Raw genomic sequence first — 16,979 nt, 5'->3', positions numbered from 1 at the left:
AAGTCCATGTTTGAGAATGAAAAGATCTATATCGCCGGGCCGGAATGCTTCTATACCGGCGGACCTGCCATGTTAAATGTGATGAGGCGGAGAGCGGAAAGCTTTGGTTTTCAGGTTACGCTGCCCAATGAACACCCTCTGGATATGGAGAACCCGGATCTGAAGAAACGGGCGGACAGCATATTTGAAGATTTGAAGCTGGATATGAACGAATCCACAGCCATTATAGCCGATTTGGAAGCTTACAGAGGATCGGAAGCGGACAGCGGAACCATCTATGAGATCGGTATGGCTTATGCCAGGGGAATCCGCTGCTACGGATATACCAGAGACAAAAGACCCCTGACCTGGAAAGACCAGAAATACGTGATGAAGGATAAATTAGTCTATGATGAGCGGGGGAACCTGGCTCCTTATAAGGAATTGCCTTTCTCTCCCTGCGTTGTGGGTTCCACAAAGATTGTGGAAGGCGATTTTGACGACTGTCTCAAGATGATGATGACAGATATTGAAGAAGAATATAAGATGGCCGGAACCAGGAAACAGAGCCTGGATAAGTCCGACGGCCGCACCAAAAAGCCCGGCGCCCGCCCGGTGGTCTACCTGTCGGGATTGGAACGCTACGACAGGGATGGAACGGAAAAATATGAGATCATGAAAAAAATCTGCGATAAATACGGCATGGACGCGTATTCTCCTATGGACTGGGCGGAAGGCGTGACGAAGGTGGAGACGGAAAACCCATACACCGCTGCCGCCAATCTGCTGGACAACTATCAGCAGCATATCAGAAACTGCGATTTGATCGTGGCGGATTTGAACAACTATAAAGGCTTTGAGTGCAGCAATGACGTGGGCTTTGAATGCGGAATGGGATTCCAGCTGGGGAAAAAACTGTATGGATACATGGATGATACAAGCCCTGTAAAATACAGGATTCCCCACCTGGGTGAGGAACTGGAATTCAGGGATATGAACGGATGCAATGTGGAGAATTTCGACTATCCTTTAAACCTGATGTTCGGCTGCTCCATGAACATCTTCCAGGGGAAGTTTGAAGAGATAATGGAACGGGTTTCTGCGGATTATTTTGCAGAGAACGTAAGATAAATGTCGGTTGTTACAAGTTACGTAACAGTTCGGCCTTCCGATGTCTGTGCCGGCTCCGGTAGTTTCCATGGCCTTTCCTGTTCCAGTTTCGGGCATAAGCACTTCTAAACGTACAGGATTTTTCTAAAAACCAAGGGAAATGTCCAAACTCGCTAACGCTCAAACAGGTGGACATTTCCCTTGAACGAAAAATTCTGTGCGTTAAGAATTGCTAATACCCTGCAAAGTCACAGGAAAGGCCATGGAAACTACCGGAGCCGGCACAGACATCGGAAGGCCGAACTGTTATCAAGCTGCTGAACAGTTACGATAAATGTTTGAAATAAATGGAATAGTGTAGTATACTTAGTAAATAGGATAAAGCAAAAAAGGTTTTAAAGAAGGATTAAGATAAATGGGGTGTAGAGACGTGTTGCTCTTTACAGCCCATTTTCTTTCAGGATTCGGGCCGATACGGCGTATATTGATTAGTGAGGAGGATAGCATTATGAATTATGAGGAATTGACGCTGCAGTTGTGGTTTGTACTCAGGATTGTGGGCGCCTGCATCTGCGGTATCGTGATCGGTTATGAACGGTCCAACAGGAATAAGGAGGCGGGAATCCGAACCCATGCCATTGTAGCTTTGGGCTCTGCACTGATAATGATCGTGTCAAAATATGGGTTTAAAGATATTCCCGATTATGACGCGTCCCGTGTTGCGGCTCAGATTGTCAGCGGAATCGGTTTTTTGGGCGCCGGAATTATATTTATCAAGAACAACACGGTAAGCGGCCTCACTACGGCTGCCGGAATATGGGCCACATCGGGCATTGGAATGGCTATTGGAGCAGGACTGTTTTACATAGGCGGAATCACAACTATATTGATCGTATTCATCCAGTACATTCTGCACAGACAGTTTATCATAAATTCGGAACACAAATATGAGGTGGTTGAGATTTCATTAAAGAACAACCCGGAGGCCATCGGCGTTATACAGAGCGAGTTTGTGAAGAATAACATCGAAGTCATTTCCATGGATATGGAGCGGGTAAAGGGAGGCGGCTTCAAGGTTGAGCTGGGTGTGATCTTACCGAAAGAGTGCAGTAAGAGCAGGCTTACCAGCTTGCTTTTAAGCAGCGGTGACGTGGACGGGGTGAAATGTTAAAGGAATGCAGATTTCCGTTGTTTCGGATGGCGGTTATGATGATTATATCTCACTGACTGATATTGCAAAATATAAAAGTGAAGATCCATCAGCAACTATTCAAAATTGGATGAGAAGCCGCGATGTGATTGAATTTTTAGGGTTATGGGAGACCTTACATAACCTAGATTTTAAACCCCTCGAATTCGAGGGGTTTAAAATTAGCTGATAATAGCAAGAGTATAGAAGGTTTGGTGAGGTCTTAACATATGAATATATGGTGTCTGCAAAAGAGCTGAATTTATCCGGTGTGGAATAGAGAAATACTTTACAGAATATGGTCACAAAGGTCCATCCTGATTGTCTAACTGTTATAGGAGGTAAAAAGGTACGGAGAATAAATACTAAAAATAACAGCAGGATAATAAGGAGGAGCAAATGAATACAAAATTAATATTGGACTATCTGAACGACTTAGAACAGAACAATAATAAAGAATGGTACCACGCACACAAGGCGGAATATCAACAGGCATATGATGAGTTTTTGAAGGTAATCGAGGCACTGATGATGGAACTTGGAAAGATCGATCCGGCTATCCTGGAATACGAGCCGAAGCAGCTGACTTTTAAATTGATCCGCGACACCAGGTTCAGCAAGGATAAATCCCCATACAATCCCTCCTTCCGCGCCCACATATCTTCAAAAGGAAAAATGCCGGTGCCAGTGGGCTGGTTTCTCGTATTAAAACCTTCCGGGTCTTTCTTAGGCGGCGGTCTATTTGCGGATATGTTTAAAGATGCTACGGAAAGCGTTCGGACTTATATTGCAGATCACGGGGAAGAGTGGGAGAAAATTATTGAAAATCCTGCCTTCAAAGAAAAGTTCCGGGTAAAAGGGAATTCTCTGAAAAATGTTCCCCGCGGATATGACGCCTCTCATCCTCAGGCTGAATATCTGAAATATAAAAGCTGGTATTTGGAATATTTCATGAAGGATGATCAGCTTTTGGACAGCGAGTCATTTATAAAAGAGTCATTGGATATTTGCCTGCTGATGAAGCCCTTTAATGACTTTTTAAATAAAGCGCTGGCCGATTTTCAAATGCCTGTCCGGCCATAGCGTGTGTATTTAAACGCTTTTCACCTTAATGCACCATAAACGAATCCGGTACACAGCCCATGGCTGAACGGTTATGGCAGCAGAAAATGATTGAATAAAAGTCATTGACAAATATTCAATAAAGGCTTATGTTAATACCGAGGTGATAAAATGCGTATATCCAAAGAGCCGGAAGTGAGAAAACAGGAAATCATAGATACGGCCATGAAAGTATTTGCTGAAAAAGGGTACGAGGTCACAACCATGAAAGACATAGCCAGGGCGATGAACGTGGCGTCCGGTCTGTGCTATCATTATTTCCAGAATAAACAGGAGCTTTATGAAACGGCTCTGTCCCAATATGCGAAAGCATGCAGCGCCATTTTTATAGGGATCTTTAAACAGACAGAGCTGAGTTTGGAACAGTGTCTGGAAAAGATGGGAGCCGCCTGGATGGATGCGCAAAACGGCGGAACCTATGCGTATGAAGGCTTTTTTCATAATGAGGGCAATGAGCTGTTTCACCGGCAGTTAGATATGGAGATGATTCATGAAGTGCTGCCATTCACTGTGAATTACCTGGACGAATTAAAAAGAAGGAATGAAATCCAGGCGGAAGATACCAGGGCGGCCGCCTTGTTCATCTTAAACGGACAGATCGGCATCATTAACGATCACACCATGACCATGGAAAACAGGTATGAAATGATCAGGAAAATGATCATCAAAATTTTAAAATAACCCCGCTTTATCCGGCGGGGAATTTTTTAACAAGATGATTGAATAAGTGTCAATGAATAAAGTTCAATGGAATTAGCGAAGGAGTTTTGAAAGGAGAAAAAGATGGATGAGAAAAAAGATTTTCGTAAGGAGACAAAACAATATTTCGATAAGCAGGCAAAGGACTACGATAACAGCGCTGACGGCAAATTTGTAAGATGCCTGTATGAGGAAATCGTCAAAAGAGCCGTATCGTTTCCGGCAGAGACGGTGCTGGACTTAGGCTGCGGCAATGGTAATATCATCGGTCTGCTCAAAAAAGAAAAGGAAGCCAGGTATTACGGCGTGGATCTGTCAGATGAGATGATTCAGGAAGCCGGAAAACGTCTGGGGGAAGATGTGAGATTGGAAACTGCGGATGCAGCCGATCTGCCGTTTTCGGATGAATATTTCGATCTCATCATCTGCAATGCATCATTTCATCACTATACAAACCCTGAAAAGGCGGTATCAGAGATGAGACGGGTCTTGAAAACAGGAGGAACGTTGATTTTAGGAGACCCCACAATTCCGGGAAAATGGCTGCGAAAGTTTCTTAACTGGGGACTTCACCAAGGGAATACGGGAGATCACCGCATTTATGGAAAACAGGATATTGTACCTCTGTTCACCGGGCAGGGATTCGAGGTGAAAAACTGGAAATATATCAGATGCCGCACATTTGTATTCAATGCGGTGAAAAAGAAATAGGCCGGTCATAAACAGCGGAAGGCCAACCGCCGCGGTAAAAGTATCTTTCCTGTGGATGTGCATCGCCAAATCAAAAAGTATATGATATAATTTAGGAAGTTGCTGTGAAATTGTAGTGAAACGGGGTGGAGAATGAAACACACATATTTTTTAGAGAATATGGAATGGACGGCCGACGGCTTCTATTACGATGAAGAGGAACGCCGCATTCCGTTAACCGGACAGGTGCGTGTGGTGAGGAATGAGACGGAATGGTCGTTGGACGGCTTTCTGGAAGTTCAGACAGATCCGCCTGTGCGGTTTACCAACCGGTATTCGATCCGGCCAACAGAGAAGAAGCTGACGCTTGAGTGGGAATCATTTAACCCGGCTCTGGGGACACTGAAAGGGACCTTTGAATTTATCGGTGAAAGTATTGTCTCTTACTATCAGTCAGAGGACGAGACCTATACAGGAACAGAGATTTTAACGGAAAAAGATGAAAAAACTTATTATAACACGGGAGTTTCATTCCGCAATGGAAAGAAGATGTCCGCGTGGACAGCTCTCTTGACGGCAAGATAACCGCTTTCAGAGGCAAAGGTCTGCGGGCCAAAGCGCAGCGGACCGGAAGGAGGACATAAAATGCTTGAATACAGGTATGATACACAACTGCTTTTGGAAGGAGAAGATCTGGACGAAGATGAGATCGGCCAGTATTTTACCGATCATTTTAACGGCGACTGCTTACTGGCAGTGGGAGATGAAGAACTGGTTAAAATTCATTTTCATACCAATGAGCCGTGGAAAGTATTGGAATACTGCGCATCCAAGGGTGAGATATATGACATTGTGATTGAAGATATGGAAAGGCAGGCAAAGGGGCTTCCGGGATAGGGCTGCCCCCAAAGGCGAGAGGACAGTGAGGAACAGAACATGGTTTATGTGTTATATCCCTGCGATTATTTTGAATCGAATAAGGTGGAACCCGATTATCAGTACGAATACGATGAGGCGGTGAAATTTCCTGATTTTCATCTACTGTTTTATAATTATGATCAATTTGTTTCAGGGGACGGCTTAAAGATCGTGCCCCTTCCTTCGGAAAATGGAATCTGCATTTACCGGGGCTGGATGCTGAAGCCGGATCAATACGAAGAATTGTATCATTTGTTGAAAGAAAAAAGCGTTGAACTGATTAATACCCCTGAAGCGTATGAAAATTGTCATGAGTTCCCTCTGTCCTATCATAAGATTGAACAGCTCACCCCGAAAACGATGGTATTTCCCGAGGGAAGCGCGATTGACTGGGATGAGGTAAAGGAGAACCTTGGCACATTCATGATGAAGGATTATGTGAAATCGGTGAAGGGTACGGAGTTTCCACAGTATTTTGACTATAATTGCACCAATGAAATGCTGGAACAGTCGGTCATTCGTTTTAAGGAATTGAGGGGAAGCCTGTATACGAAGGGAATCGTTTTAAAGCAGTTCATCCGCCTGAAACGATATGGGGAAACCACCAACGAATACCGGGCGTTTTATCTGGATGGCCGTCTGCTAACCCTTTCGCCCAATTCCAATCAGAGCAAGGAATGCAACAAGGTGCCGGACAGCTTTTTAAAAATGATTCCTAAGCTGGACAGCAGATTTTATACCATAGATTTTGCAGAAACTGAGGATGGCGGCTGGCAGGTGATCGAAACCGGGGACGGCCAGGTGTCGGGGCTGTCGCCAAATCAGTATGTGTTTAAATTTTATGATGAACTGCACGACAGGCTGTGCGGGAAAGGAGCAGTTTATGAAAAAAGTTAAAATTACTGTGTTAAAGACTACCTTTGATGAAGAACTGGCAAAGGAATACGGAGCAGATGGGCTGACAGCCTGCCCGATGATGAAGGAAGGCCAGGTCTTTTATGCAGATTATGCCAAGCCGGACGGCTTTTGCGACGAGGCGTGGAAAGCGGTTTACCAATATGCATTTGCCTTGGCACATGGAGCCGGAGAGGATGTGTTTTACTATGGAGACTGGATCAGGAAGCCTGGAGTGGCAATTTGCAGCTGCAATGACGGGCTCAGGCCGGTGATTTTTAAATTGGAAGCCACAGAGGAAACTTCAGATATAGATTACATACCGGTGCGTTAGAGATAATGCGGTAAAGATCAGAATAAACGAAAAGGGACAAATGAGATGGAGATTAAATTGTTGGAACAGGAATTTTCTATATGCAGGTTAAAAGATTTAACTCAGGTGGATTTTTCAGATGAATTCTGTTTTCTTGGAAAAACCGACGAGGAATTGTCCCTGGTGTGCAGCACCGGCTTAGCGCCGTCCAATGCGATTGAACGGGACGACGGATGGAGGGCATTTCGAATTCAGGGAATTCTGGATTTTTCGCTGATCGGAATATTGTCGAGAATATCAACTCTTTTAGCAAGCCGTGAGATCGGGATATTTGCGGTGTCCACTTATAATACGGATTATATTCTGACAAAGGAAAGTCAGTTTGAGGCGGCGGTGGAAGCGCTGAAACAGGACGGGTACGAGATTATCCGGTAAAAACAGAGGTTCTGCAAACTGCCAGAAGCAAAACGGACGGCAAAGGCCGCCGGGGCTGTGAATAGTAGTTGTGCTACAGGAAAATGAAAATATAAAGTATGTTCGCTCAGAGAGGTACCTGCCATAACTGTTTTCGGGTATCAAAGGAAAGATACAAATGGGAGCAGTATAAAACAATTTGTTGTGGAATACAACAAATAATATTATACCGCTTCCTCTTTTTATTTGAGTGAAAATTATGGAATTAGTGGTAGGTAATTTGTTGACAGTTTTCATTCAAATAAATAATCGCCTCTCATTGACTTTTGAATCCAAATATAATATAATTCCATTCAAAAGTCAATAATGGGAGGTAACGATGAATATCAATCAAACGATTTATGAAGAAATTAAAAAGAACAACAATATGATAACTACATCCCAAGTACTTTCATTAGGATATTCGAAACAGCTGTTGACAAATTATGTAAAAGAGGGGCTTTTGGAGCGATGCAGACAAGGTGTCTATATCTTGCCGAATGCAGTACATGATGATATGTATACAATAATGCTTCGTTCTGACAGAATTGTGTTCTCACACGATACTGCGCTGTTTTTAAATGGATTGTCAGAACGAACCCCTTTTATGCATACGGTGACCATTCCAAGCAATACAGCTTTGCCAAACTCTTTAAAAGGCGAATGCATCTGCTTTTATGTGAAGCCAGAGTTGCATGATATTGGAATTGTTGAAAAAAGTACTACCTTTGGGAACCCTGTCAGATGTTATAACGTGGAAAGAACAATCTGTGATTTCCTTAGATGTCGTAATCGCTGCGATGAAGAAACAGTAATTAGTGCCGTTAAGAATTATGCAGTATATGATAAAAAGAACTTAAACCGCTTATCTGTATATGCAAAACAATTTAAGGTTGCAAAAGAACTGAAACAATATCTGGAGGTACTGTTATGAGTTCAAAAACAATGAGCCTGAAAGCAAAGATTAATAATTATGCAAAGATGAATAATATTGCTGCCCAAGTAGTCCTTCAGAATTATATGTTTGAGCGTTTTTTGGCAAGATTGTCTGAATCAGAGTACAACGAGAAATTTGTAATAAAAGGAGGAATGTTGATTGCTGCTATTGTAGGCTTGGACACCAGATCAACAATGGACTTGGATACAACTTTGAAAAATCTGCCATTGACAGAGAGAAAAGTCGCAGAGGCAGTAGAAAATATATGCAGTATTAACCTAAAAGATGATGTGATTTTTGAAATTGTATCTACTGCACCGATTCGTAAGGACGACCAATATGGCGGGGTCTGCGTAAAATTAAACGCAGTATATGATACGATAGTAACGCCGCTGTCTATAGATGTGTCAACTGGAGATATTATTACACCATCTGCGGTGCAGTATGAATTCAGTGGTATTTTTGATGATAAGGTGCGTATCAAACTGTGGGGTTATAACATTGAAACAGTGATGGCAGAGAAAGTTGAAACAGTTTTGAACCGTGGTATATTCAATACAAGACCGAGAGACTATTACGATATTTACATACTCAGCACAACTCAAAGTTATGATAAAAAACTGTTTAAGGAAGCACTGGCGGCAACCGCTGCACATAGAGGAAGCACTGAATATATTAAAGATACGGATATGATAATTTCAATTATATCGACCAGCGAAGATTTACAGGATATGTGGAAAAAATATCAGAAAAAGTTTGCTTATTCTGCCGATATTACTTATGAACAAATTATAGAAGCGCTTAAAAAGTTAACAGCATAATTTTATTGAATGAAGAGGTATGACAGCAGATGCCCACAATATTACATTTTGCACAGACTGAGTGAAAAAAGCTTGACTTGAACCTAACTTTAAGTGCTACACTATTATCAAATACTAAAAAATGGGAGTGATAATAATGGAGAAATCTAAAGTATATTTTACAGATTTTCGCACGGTAGCATTTGGAGACGGTCTTCCAACTAAATTAAAAAAGATGATTAAGAAAGCCGGAATCGGCCAGATAGATATGGAAGGAAAATTTGTAGCGATCAAGATGCATTTTGGAGAGTTGGGAAATATCAGCTATCTGCGTCCAAATTATGCCAAGGCAGTGGCGGATGTGGTCAAGGAACTGGGAGGCAAGCCATTTTTGACAGACTGCAACACCATGTATCCCGGAAGCAGAAAGAATGCTCTGGAACATCTTCAGTGCGCATGGGAAAACGGATTCTCCCCTCTTTCAACGGGCTGTCCGATTCTGATCGGCGACGGATTAAAGGGTACGGATGACGTGCTGGTTCCCGTGGCCGGTGGCGAGTATGTGAAAGAAGCGAAGATCGGCCGAGCGGTTATGGATGCGGATGTGTTCATCAGCCTGACTCATTTTAAAGGACATGAGATGACCGGTTTTGGCGGTACGATTAAGAATATCGGTATGGGATGTGGGTCCCGCGCCGGCAAGACGGAACAGCACAGCAACGGCAAGCCATATATTTCGGAAGAGGCCTGCAGGGGATGCCGCAGATGCCAGAAGGAATGCGCCAACGGCGGCCTTGTCTTCGATGAGGACAAAAAGAAGATGACCGTTGACCAGGATAACTGCGTGGGATGCGGACGCTGCCTGGGCGCATGCAACTTCGATGCCATTGAATTTAATGACAGCAATGCCAATGAAGTGCTCAACTGCCGTATGGCTGAATATACAAAAGCGGTTGTGGACGGAAGGCCTAACTTCCATATCTCATTGGTTGTGGATGTTTCCCCGAACTGTGACTGCCACGGAGAAAATGACGCTCCGATTCTGCCAAACTTAGGAATGTTTGCTTCCTTTGATCCGCTGGCTCTTGACCAGGCCTGCGTGGATGCCTGCCTGGCAGCAGAACCGCTTCCTCACAGCCAGCTCAGCGACCATTTATCATGCCATGATTTTGAGGATCATCACGATCACTTTACGAATTCAGCCCCTGAATCAGAATGGCGCAGCTGCTTAGACCATGCTGAGAAGATCGGATTGGGAAACAGAGAGTATGAACTGATTGTGGTTAAGTAAAATTGGCTATAGAGTGAAATAAGACGAATTACATTATATAAGTGAAAACGCTATGAGATACAGACGTATTCTCATGGCGTTTTTGTGTTTTTGTGGCTTTAAATATGATAAAGATTAAATATGACATACTGATGTCATATCTAATCTGATATAATAAGAAAAAATAGAGTTTCAGAGAGGATGTTGTCATGGAGTGGAGCGAAAAATTTACCAGGGGAAATCCTCCTTCGCCAGAGGAGATTAGAGATTATATAAAAAGTCCTCTTTGGACGGATTTATGCCAATTTATTGAGGATACCTATTCTTTAAGTCCTGTGTTTGAGCATAGTTCCTGTTCCGGAGCGCCGGGATGGAATGTGAAATACAAAAAGAGCGGAAGGGCCCTTTGCACTCTGTATCCGGGCCGGGGATATTACACCTGTCTGATATCCATCGGTAGAAAAGAGGCGCCGGAAGCGGAGCTGATGATGAATTCATTCAGCGGTTATCTCAGGGATTTGTATAAAAAGACAAGCCTTTATAACGGTTCCAGATGGCTGATGATCGATGTGACATCGGAAGAGATTCTGGATAATGTGAAGGATCTGATCTGTATCAGAACCCATCCGCCAAAAAACAGGAAAGAATGACGAAAGAGGGATAAAATAATTATGAATCCATCGTTTTCATATAAAGAAGTGAATGTTAAAGGAGTAACATATCAATTTTCCAATCGAATCGGCAGGGATTCCATTCTGCTTAAAAGCTTTAACCGGCTGTCCCAGGATACGTTCCGGATTTCATTTGAAACGGTGGGAGGGGACTATGAACCCCATGTTCTCATCCGGGACGGGCGGGTGTGCGCCAATGTGTCGGTTAATCAGATCCATTTTCTTCACCGGGGAGAGGAAAAGTTTTATATTCAGTTAGGGACTGTGATGACGGCTCCTGAGTTTCGGGGAAATGGCTTGAGCCGGTGGCTGATCCAATGGATTTTAGATGAATGGAAAGGACGCTGCGATTCCATCTACCTGTTTGCCAATGATAGGGTACTGGACGTTTATCCAAGATTCGGCTTTGAGAAACAGGAGGAATGGGAGTACTGGCGCACAGGAATCAGCCAGGTACGTGCCGGACTGCGAAAGCTGGATATGGAAGAAGATGGGGATATCCGGCTGGCAGAACAAAAGTATGAGCAGGGGAATCCATTTTCTGCATTTTGCATGAGAAAGAACAGGAGTATATTTGACTTCTATATAAAAGGAATAATGAAAGAACAGGTCTATTACTCTGTTAAGCATGATATGATTCTGATTATGGAAAAAGAAGAGGGAAAAACTTTATGCTATGACCTGTTTGGAAGGACAGAAGCGTCTATGAACGAGGTATTGGGAACTCTGACGGGAGACGTAAAGGATGAGGTGGTTCTTGGCTTTACTCCTATGTATACGGATGAATTTTTATGCCGGAAACATGAAGAAGAGGATATCACGCTGTTTGTGCTGGCGGGAGGGGACTGTCCATTTATCAAGGAAAGAATGATGTTCCCAATCATTTCCCACGCATAGGAATGAAAAACAGATAAAGAGGGAGGAACAGAACATGATTGAATTGCCGGAGGCATTGGTATTGGCTGGTGATCTGAATAAAGAGGCGGCGGGTAAGACCGTAAAAGAGGTGTGTCCGCCTTCTTATGAGCATAAGTTTTGCTGGTTTGAAGGAGACCCGGCGGAATACGACAGAAAATTGAGAGACTCCAGGCTGGAAAAAACAGAGGGATTTGGAAGCTACGTGGAGATGATCTTTGACAATGATATGCGCCTTACGATTAATGACGGCGTCAATATCCGGCTTTTCGAGCCTGATGCGCCCCGGCCCGGGCGGTATCAGCTGCTGATAGAATTTACGGATGGATTCGGGCTGGTGTTCACGGTTGCTATGTACGGAGGGATCTTATGCCACACCAGAAATTTCTATAATGAATATTATGAAAAGAACCGGTACGGACTCTCCCTTTGTGATCCCGGATTCGATGGAATCTTTATGGAGCTTATGGGATCAGTGAAGCAGAATATGAGCGCAAAAGCATTTTTGGCTACGGAACAGAGATTTCCGGGATTGGGGAACGGCACGTTACAGGACATCCTGCTTTATGCGGGCATTCATCCTAAGAGAAAGATCCAGACACTGACCCGGGAGGAGAAAGAGAAACTTTTGGAAGCCGTTAAGGAGACGATGGACAAGATGATACGGCAGGGAGGGCGGAATACGGAGAAAAACCTGTACGGCCAGCCGGGAGGTTATCAGACACTGCTTTCAAAAATCACCTATCGTTCGGGATGTCCATACTGCGGAGGGGATATTACAAAGATGGCATATCTGGGAGGAACGGTTTATTTCTGCCCCCGGTGCCAGCCGGAAAAACGGGATGAATAAGTTGAAAGGACAGAAGAGATGACGGAATCGAAGATCAAAGCGGCGCTGGACTTTCCGCCGGAACGGGTCTGGGAGGTTGTTACAGACCTGAAGCATTATGCATGGAGAAGCGATTTGAGCAGAATTGAAATTCAGGACGATGGGAAAAGTTTTGTGGAGTATACGGCAGACGGATATGCCACCAACTTTCATATTACGTCATTTAAGCCTCCGAACCGCTATGAGTTCGACATGGACAATGAGAATATCACCGGCCATTGGACCGGCATTTTTACCAGGACAGAGGATGGCGTTATACTCGAATTCCGGGAATATATTGAGGTGAAAAAATGGATCATGAAGCCGTTTGCCAAACTCTATCTGCATATGCAGCAAAAGCGGTACATGGCCGATTTAAAGAAGGAGCTGGAACGTAGTGGGAGAACTTAGAAAGATCCCCGGAGTGGGAAAAGAAACGGAAAAGGATCTGATTTTGATGGGATTTCACACAATAGAATCATTAAAAGACCAAGACCCGGAAAAAATCTATGAGAAGGATTGTCTAATGCGTGGATTTCAGGTAGACAGGTGCCAGCTGTATGTGTACCGCTGCGCAGTATATTATGCGTCAACAGAAAACCCGGACCCGGAAAAACTGAAATGGTGGAAATGGAAGGATTCCGATATAATAAATGAAAAAGGATGAAAGTAGGAAAAATGACTAATCAGGAGATTCTGAATGCGGCGATGCGGCAGTCGGCAGTGGATTCCAACTGCGACCCGGGAGATTTCCGCATGAATACCAATAAAGTAGTGGTTTCCGCTAAGATGGAGAATGCCAGAAGATATCTGACGCTGCCGTTTGAATGTGATCTTGTTTCTTATGGGAATAATATTGTAGCGTCTGTCAGGGAAGAGCTTGTGGGAATGGTGGAGTCCTATATCAATAAATACCAGGTGGAGCGCTGTTTTGAAACGCCGAATCTGCATGTGTTAGATGATGAGCTGGGCAAATATAATCTGCGCGTCTGTTTTATGGCAGAATACTTTCTGCCGGATATGAATTGTCTTGTGGAACTGCCCTGCCCATATGAGCTGAAATTGTTATCTCAAAATGATTTTAAAGACCTGTATCGTCCGGAATGGAGCAATGCGCTCTGTGCCGACCGCAGGCACTTAGACGTTCTCGGCGTCGGTGCGTATGATGACGGCAGGCTGGTTGGATTGGCAGGATGTTCAGCGGATTGTGATACGATGTGGCAGATTGGCGTCGACACTCTGTCCCAGTACCGCCGCCGTGGAATTGCGGCAGCTTTGACCAGCAAGTTGGCTCTCGAGGTGCTGGATAGGGGAAAAGTACCGTTTTACTGTGCCGCCTGGTCTAATATCGGTTCAGTCAGAAATGCGGTCAAAAGCGGGTTCCGTCCATCTTGGGTGGAAATTACTGCAAAAAGCAAAGAATTTGTGGATGAGATGAATCGTTAAAAGCAGAACGGCCCTCAAAGGGCGCCGGAGGCAAGGAGTTCCGGCGCATTTTGAGGGCTGTAAAACGGTAAAAATCCTAAGCAAAGCCAAACCTATCTTTTATTTCATATCTTTCCTCCAATCATAATTCCCACATTTCCGTATAATGCAATTCTTACAAGGCCGCAGATAACCAGATGCAGCGGATAGTAAACATAGAAAAACCATTTCATGCCTTTCCAACTGCCGCGCTTGCCGTTATAAATCTTAAACAGCGGAATTGTAAGCACCGTGAACATCTGAAGAATTCCATAAACAGGATTGATAAACAAGGCATAGACAAGTGCATAGAGGGATACCCAGCCCATCATTCCGGTCATTTGCTTTTTAAAATTGCCGCGGTTTCTGCCGATTGCCAGAATTGCCAGCACGGCAATGCAGCTCCAATCCGAACAAAATGCGATGATGGTAATGAATAAAATGACAAGGCTTTTCTGCCATTGTTTCAGCTTTGCACAGTCGGAAACAACCAATGCAATAAGTCCCCAAAACAGAGACCACAGCACACTCGTCTGATTAAATACCGTGGTTTTAAACGGAATAAACGGAATCCCGAACGCAAAGTTATAGGCGAAATGTCCGATCACAGCGAAGGCCAGCAATCTGCCGGCATACCTTTTCCAATTATGGGTATAAAAATATCCTTCCGCCACGAAAAACCAGAAGACTGGAGCGGCCAGCCTTCCAATGACGTGCAGGAGCAGAATCCACCAGTCCGTCGGATAATTTGGAAACAGGACCGAGGTCAGGTGATCCACCGTCATAGCTGTGATGGCAATAACTTTTAATTGATTTTCATTCAGTGATTTTGACTGCATTTGGCTTCTTTCCTTACCAATTCCGATATCGTGGATCTCTTTCCGGACGGTTAAGCCCAGAAAACAAATTCATTTACCTATACTCTAGCATTTATCAGAGGGAACGTCAATGAAGGGAAAGGCTGATCTGTTGTAAAGGTGTTTATTCATTACCCGCCTTTGCCAGCCTCCGGTGAGCGCAGACCATAATGAGGGCATCCAGGGCTAAAAACAGCAAAATGACAAATGCCAGATAACGAGGCTCTGCCGTCCCATATATAATCAGAGCGCGCAGCCCGTTTATCACATGGGTAAACGGATTTAAATTTACCAAAACAGCGATCCTCCCGCTCAGCAGATTCTCGGGAAACAGGGCGGTGCTGAGGAAAAAAACAGGGAGGACAACCGCATTCATCACCGTTTCGTACACCACCTCGTTGGGCAGACGGAGGCTGAGTAAATAGGCTAGTCCGGCCATGAAAAATGATGCCATAGACAGAAGAAGGACGGCCAGCGCCAGTTCTTTAGGCCCGCATGATAACCTGGCGGACAAAAATAAGCTGAGCGCACACAGAATGCCTGCTTCCAGAAAAGAACAGAGAACCGCTTCTAAAAGCTGTCCTGCAATCATGGAAATCCTGGAAACGGGAGAGATCAGAATCCTGTAAAAACTGCCGTCTCTCCGGGTTAAATAATTCATGATGCCTGTGCTGCTGCACACGCCAAAACATACCAGCACAATCAGTCCGGGAAGGATAAAGGACGGGTAGCTGCCAATTCCTGCTGCGCCCATGGTATGCCCTGCTGCGGTGCTGTATAATAAGAGCCAGATGAGCGGCTGTACGATGGTGACCAGGATGGTCACCGGATTATAAAGACGCCATCTTATACTGCGCCATAAAATTGTGATAAGGTTCATTATGCCGCCTCCCCGGTTAAACGAAGAAAAACATCTTCTAATGTGGGCTGTGCTATCTCGATTCCCAGAAATGGAATCTTATGATCCAGCAGGAAACGTCCTGCTTTTTCCAAATCCGATTTGCAGTCGGAAGAATCCAGCAGCAGCGTGTTATTTTGAATCTGTATCCGATCCGGCGCCAGTAATTTGGAAAGCGCCGTCTTACAGCGGCAGGCCTGGCCATTATCGGAAAAGCGGATTTTCAACAGATTCTGCCGGAGATAGGTTTTCAATTCGAACGGGGTGCCCTGAATCACTGATTTTCCGTCCCGGATAATGCAGATCCGGTCACTGAGCTGGTCTGCTTCTTCCAGATAATGAGTGGTTAAAAAGACGGTGGTTTTAAACTCGGCCCGTATTTTCTGAATCATATTCCATAGAGCGATGCGGGAAGCAGGGTCCATACCTGCGGTAGGTTCATCCAGAAACAGGATTTGAGGGTTGGAGATTAAGCTGAGCGCCAGATCCAGCCGCCTTTTAATTCCCCCGGAATAGGTGGAAACCGGATAGTTCAGATAAGAATCCAGCTCAAATGCGGCCGTCAGCATATGGATGCGTTCTTTTGCATCTTCTTTTGGAATCTTGTACATTCTGCTTTGAAAGATCATGTTATCCGTAAAAGACAGATAGGGATCAATGGAAATATGCTGTGCGGCACAGGCGATCTGCGGGCGTATTTCCTTAGCATGTTCAGGAAGACTCTTTCCAAGCAGGGCGGCATCTCCGGAAGTGGGGGATAAAAAAGTGGTTAGAATCTTGATCAGAGTGGATTTCCCGGCGCCATTTTTTCCGAGGAGGGAGAAAATGGTGCCTTTTTCCACCTCTAAAGACAGGCCATCCAGGGCCAGAACGCCGTTTTTGTATTGTTTTACCAAACGGTTTGCATAAACAGCAGTATCATGTTTCATAAA

At 44.4% G+C, this 16,979-nt stretch carries 23 protein-coding genes; 20 read left to right on the top strand and 3 right to left on the bottom strand.

Annotation, left to right across the window (positions count from 1 at the left end):
* Positions 1-6 precede the first annotated feature (6 nt).
* The 20 genes from C0033_RS05345 (at position 7) to C0033_RS05250 (ending at position 14,274) form a co-directional block, all read left to right on the top strand.
* The gene (locus tag C0033_RS05345) at positions 7-1,110 is read left to right on the top strand and encodes a nucleoside 2-deoxyribosyltransferase (protein WP_103226851.1); all 1,104 of its coding nucleotides are present in this window, start codon (positions 7-9) and stop codon (positions 1,108-1,110) included.
* A gap of 487 nt (positions 1,111-1,597) precedes the next feature.
* Entirely contained in the window at positions 1,598-2,260 is a 663-nt protein-coding gene (locus tag C0033_RS05340) for an MgtC/SapB family protein (protein ID WP_103226850.1), read from the top strand.
* A gap of 4 nt (positions 2,261-2,264) precedes the next feature.
* Positions 2,265-2,468: a KilA-N domain-containing protein gene (locus tag C0033_RS05335; protein ID WP_103226849.1), complete on the top strand. Its 204-nt coding sequence runs from the start codon at positions 2,265-2,267 to the stop codon at positions 2,466-2,468.
* 209 nt (positions 2,469-2,677) lie between these two features.
* On the top strand, positions 2,678-3,361 hold the full coding sequence (locus tag C0033_RS05330) for a DUF2461 domain-containing protein (protein ID WP_103226848.1): 684 nt from the start codon (positions 2,678-2,680) through the stop codon (positions 3,359-3,361).
* A gap of 150 nt (positions 3,362-3,511) precedes the next feature.
* Entirely contained in the window at positions 3,512-4,081 is a 570-nt protein-coding gene (locus C0033_RS05325; RefSeq protein WP_103226847.1) for a TetR/AcrR family transcriptional regulator, read from the top strand.
* Positions 4,082-4,183: 102 nt separating this feature from the next.
* Positions 4,184-4,810 (top strand): class I SAM-dependent methyltransferase, encoded by a 627-nt coding sequence (locus C0033_RS05320; RefSeq protein WP_103226846.1) that lies wholly within the window; start codon positions 4,184-4,186, stop codon positions 4,808-4,810.
* A gap of 132 nt (positions 4,811-4,942) precedes the next feature.
* Positions 4,943-5,374, top strand: coding sequence for a hypothetical protein (locus tag C0033_RS05315; RefSeq protein ID WP_103226845.1), 432 nt, complete (start codon positions 4,943-4,945; stop codon positions 5,372-5,374).
* 60 nt (positions 5,375-5,434) lie between these two features.
* Positions 5,435-5,686: a kinase to dihydroxyacetone kinase gene (locus tag C0033_RS05310; RefSeq protein WP_103226844.1), complete on the top strand. Its 252-nt coding sequence runs from the start codon at positions 5,435-5,437 to the stop codon at positions 5,684-5,686.
* Between the two features lie 39 nt (positions 5,687-5,725).
* Positions 5,726-6,604 carry an ATP-grasp domain-containing protein gene (locus C0033_RS05305; RefSeq protein WP_103226843.1) on the top strand — a complete coding sequence of 293 codons (879 nt, stop codon included), beginning with the start codon at positions 5,726-5,728 and terminating at the stop codon, positions 6,602-6,604.
* Positions 6,591-6,935 (top strand): TIGR04076 family protein, encoded by a 345-nt coding sequence (locus tag C0033_RS05300; RefSeq protein ID WP_103226842.1) that lies wholly within the window; start codon positions 6,591-6,593, stop codon positions 6,933-6,935. Before C0033_RS05305 ends, C0033_RS05300 begins: the two co-directional genes overlap by 14 nt.
* Positions 6,936-6,980: 45 nt before the next feature.
* Positions 6,981-7,349 carry an ACT domain-containing protein gene (locus C0033_RS05295; RefSeq protein ID WP_103226841.1) on the top strand — a complete coding sequence of 123 codons (369 nt, stop codon included), beginning with the start codon at positions 6,981-6,983 and terminating at the stop codon, positions 7,347-7,349.
* 358 nt (positions 7,350-7,707) lie between these two features.
* Positions 7,708-8,301: an AbiEi antitoxin N-terminal domain-containing protein gene (locus tag C0033_RS05290; protein ID WP_103226840.1), complete on the top strand. Its 594-nt coding sequence runs from the start codon at positions 7,708-7,710 to the stop codon at positions 8,299-8,301.
* Positions 8,298-9,125, top strand: coding sequence for a nucleotidyl transferase AbiEii/AbiGii toxin family protein (locus C0033_RS05285; protein WP_103226839.1), 828 nt, complete (start codon positions 8,298-8,300; stop codon positions 9,123-9,125). Before C0033_RS05290 ends, C0033_RS05285 begins: the two co-directional genes overlap by 4 nt.
* A gap of 136 nt (positions 9,126-9,261) precedes the next feature.
* Positions 9,262-10,395 (top strand): DUF362 domain-containing protein, encoded by a 1,134-nt coding sequence (locus C0033_RS05280; RefSeq protein ID WP_103226838.1) that lies wholly within the window; start codon positions 9,262-9,264, stop codon positions 10,393-10,395.
* A gap of 188 nt (positions 10,396-10,583) precedes the next feature.
* Positions 10,584-11,024 carry a DUF3788 domain-containing protein gene (locus tag C0033_RS05275; protein ID WP_103226837.1) on the top strand — a complete coding sequence of 147 codons (441 nt, stop codon included), beginning with the start codon at positions 10,584-10,586 and terminating at the stop codon, positions 11,022-11,024.
* Between the two features lie 21 nt (positions 11,025-11,045).
* On the top strand, positions 11,046-11,942 hold the full coding sequence (locus C0033_RS05270) for a GNAT family N-acetyltransferase (RefSeq protein ID WP_103226836.1): 897 nt from the start codon (positions 11,046-11,048) through the stop codon (positions 11,940-11,942).
* A 34-nt stretch (positions 11,943-11,976) separates the two neighbouring features.
* Entirely contained in the window at positions 11,977-12,810 is an 834-nt protein-coding gene (locus C0033_RS05265; protein WP_103226835.1) for an endonuclease VIII, read from the top strand.
* Positions 12,811-12,828: 18 nt separating this feature from the next.
* The gene (locus tag C0033_RS05260; protein ID WP_103226834.1) at positions 12,829-13,239 is read left to right on the top strand and encodes an SRPBCC family protein; all 411 of its coding nucleotides are present in this window, start codon (positions 12,829-12,831) and stop codon (positions 13,237-13,239) included.
* Positions 13,226-13,495 (top strand): helix-hairpin-helix domain-containing protein, encoded by a 270-nt coding sequence (locus C0033_RS05255; RefSeq protein WP_103226833.1) that lies wholly within the window; start codon positions 13,226-13,228, stop codon positions 13,493-13,495. Before C0033_RS05260 ends, C0033_RS05255 begins: the two co-directional genes overlap by 14 nt.
* The gene (locus C0033_RS05250) at positions 13,492-14,274 is read left to right on the top strand and encodes a GNAT family N-acetyltransferase (protein ID WP_347501036.1); all 783 of its coding nucleotides are present in this window, start codon (positions 13,492-13,494) and stop codon (positions 14,272-14,274) included. The genes C0033_RS05255 and C0033_RS05250 overlap by 4 nt, the downstream gene beginning before the upstream one ends.
* 104 nt (positions 14,275-14,378) lie before the next feature.
* Here C0033_RS05250 and C0033_RS05245 read toward each other — a convergent pair whose 3' ends face one another.
* From C0033_RS05245 to C0033_RS05235, 3 genes are all read right to left on the bottom strand, one after another.
* Positions 14,379-15,131, bottom strand: coding sequence for a TraX family protein (locus C0033_RS05245; protein ID WP_103226832.1), 753 nt, complete (start codon positions 15,129-15,131; stop codon positions 14,379-14,381).
* Positions 15,132-15,273: 142 nt separating this feature from the next.
* Positions 15,274-16,029 carry an ABC transporter permease gene (locus C0033_RS05240; protein WP_103226831.1) on the bottom strand — a complete coding sequence of 252 codons (756 nt, stop codon included), beginning with the start codon at positions 16,027-16,029 and terminating at the stop codon, positions 15,274-15,276.
* Entirely contained in the window at positions 16,029-16,976 is a 948-nt protein-coding gene (locus C0033_RS05235; protein WP_103226830.1) for an ABC transporter ATP-binding protein, read from the bottom strand. The genes C0033_RS05240 and C0033_RS05235 overlap by 1 nt, the downstream gene beginning before the upstream one ends.
* Positions 16,977-16,979 lie beyond the last annotated feature (3 nt).

Source organism: Clostridium sp. chh4-2, from assembly GCF_002899675.1.
GTDB lineage: Bacteria > Bacillota > Clostridia > Lachnospirales > Lachnospiraceae > CHH4-2.
Note: the sequence above shows the minus strand (reverse complement) of the source record. Positions and strands in the feature narration are given on the sequence as shown.

Bases quoted from the DNA above. Each gene is read 5' to 3' on its own strand.
- C0033_RS05285 (WP_103226839.1), top strand. From the start codon at position 8,298: ATGAGTTCAAAAACAATGAGCCTGAAAGCAAAGATTAATAATTATGCA.
- C0033_RS05325 (WP_103226847.1), top strand. From the start codon at position 3,512: ATGCGTATATCCAAAGAGCCGGAAGTGAGAAAACAGGAAATCATAGAT.
- C0033_RS05245 (WP_103226832.1), bottom strand. From the start codon at position 15,131: ATGCAGTCAAAATCACTGAATGAAAATCAATTAAAAGTTATTGCCATC.
- C0033_RS05235 (WP_103226830.1), bottom strand. From the start codon at position 16,976: ATGAAACATGATACTGCTGTTTATGCAAACCGTTTGGTAAAACAATAC.
- C0033_RS05275 (WP_103226837.1), top strand. From the start codon at position 10,584: ATGGAGTGGAGCGAAAAATTTACCAGGGGAAATCCTCCTTCGCCAGAG.
- C0033_RS05250 (WP_347501036.1), top strand. From the start codon at position 13,492: ATGAAAGTAGGAAAAATGACTAATCAGGAGATTCTGAATGCGGCGATG.
- C0033_RS05305 (WP_103226843.1), top strand. From the start codon at position 5,726: ATGGTTTATGTGTTATATCCCTGCGATTATTTTGAATCGAATAAGGTG.
- C0033_RS05330 (WP_103226848.1), top strand. From the start codon at position 2,678: ATGAATACAAAATTAATATTGGACTATCTGAACGACTTAGAACAGAAC.
- C0033_RS05335 (WP_103226849.1), top strand. From the start codon at position 2,265: ATGCAGATTTCCGTTGTTTCGGATGGCGGTTATGATGATTATATCTCA.
- C0033_RS05300 (WP_103226842.1), top strand. From the start codon at position 6,591: ATGAAAAAAGTTAAAATTACTGTGTTAAAGACTACCTTTGATGAAGAA.
- C0033_RS05310 (WP_103226844.1), top strand. From the start codon at position 5,435: ATGCTTGAATACAGGTATGATACACAACTGCTTTTGGAAGGAGAAGAT.
- C0033_RS05315 (WP_103226845.1), top strand. From the start codon at position 4,943: ATGAAACACACATATTTTTTAGAGAATATGGAATGGACGGCCGACGGC.
- C0033_RS05320 (WP_103226846.1), top strand. From the start codon at position 4,184: ATGGATGAGAAAAAAGATTTTCGTAAGGAGACAAAACAATATTTCGAT.
- C0033_RS05240 (WP_103226831.1), bottom strand. From the start codon at position 16,029: ATGAACCTTATCACAATTTTATGGCGCAGTATAAGATGGCGTCTTTAT.
- C0033_RS05345 (WP_103226851.1), top strand. From the start codon at position 7: ATGTTTGAGAATGAAAAGATCTATATCGCCGGGCCGGAATGCTTCTAT.
- C0033_RS05270 (WP_103226836.1), top strand. From the start codon at position 11,046: ATGAATCCATCGTTTTCATATAAAGAAGTGAATGTTAAAGGAGTAACA.
- C0033_RS05260 (WP_103226834.1), top strand. From the start codon at position 12,829: ATGACGGAATCGAAGATCAAAGCGGCGCTGGACTTTCCGCCGGAACGG.
- C0033_RS05265 (WP_103226835.1), top strand. From the start codon at position 11,977: ATGATTGAATTGCCGGAGGCATTGGTATTGGCTGGTGATCTGAATAAA.
- C0033_RS05340 (WP_103226850.1), top strand. From the start codon at position 1,598: ATGAATTATGAGGAATTGACGCTGCAGTTGTGGTTTGTACTCAGGATT.
- C0033_RS05295 (WP_103226841.1), top strand. From the start codon at position 6,981: ATGGAGATTAAATTGTTGGAACAGGAATTTTCTATATGCAGGTTAAAA.
- C0033_RS05290 (WP_103226840.1), top strand. From the start codon at position 7,708: ATGAATATCAATCAAACGATTTATGAAGAAATTAAAAAGAACAACAAT.
- C0033_RS05280 (WP_103226838.1), top strand. From the start codon at position 9,262: ATGGAGAAATCTAAAGTATATTTTACAGATTTTCGCACGGTAGCATTT.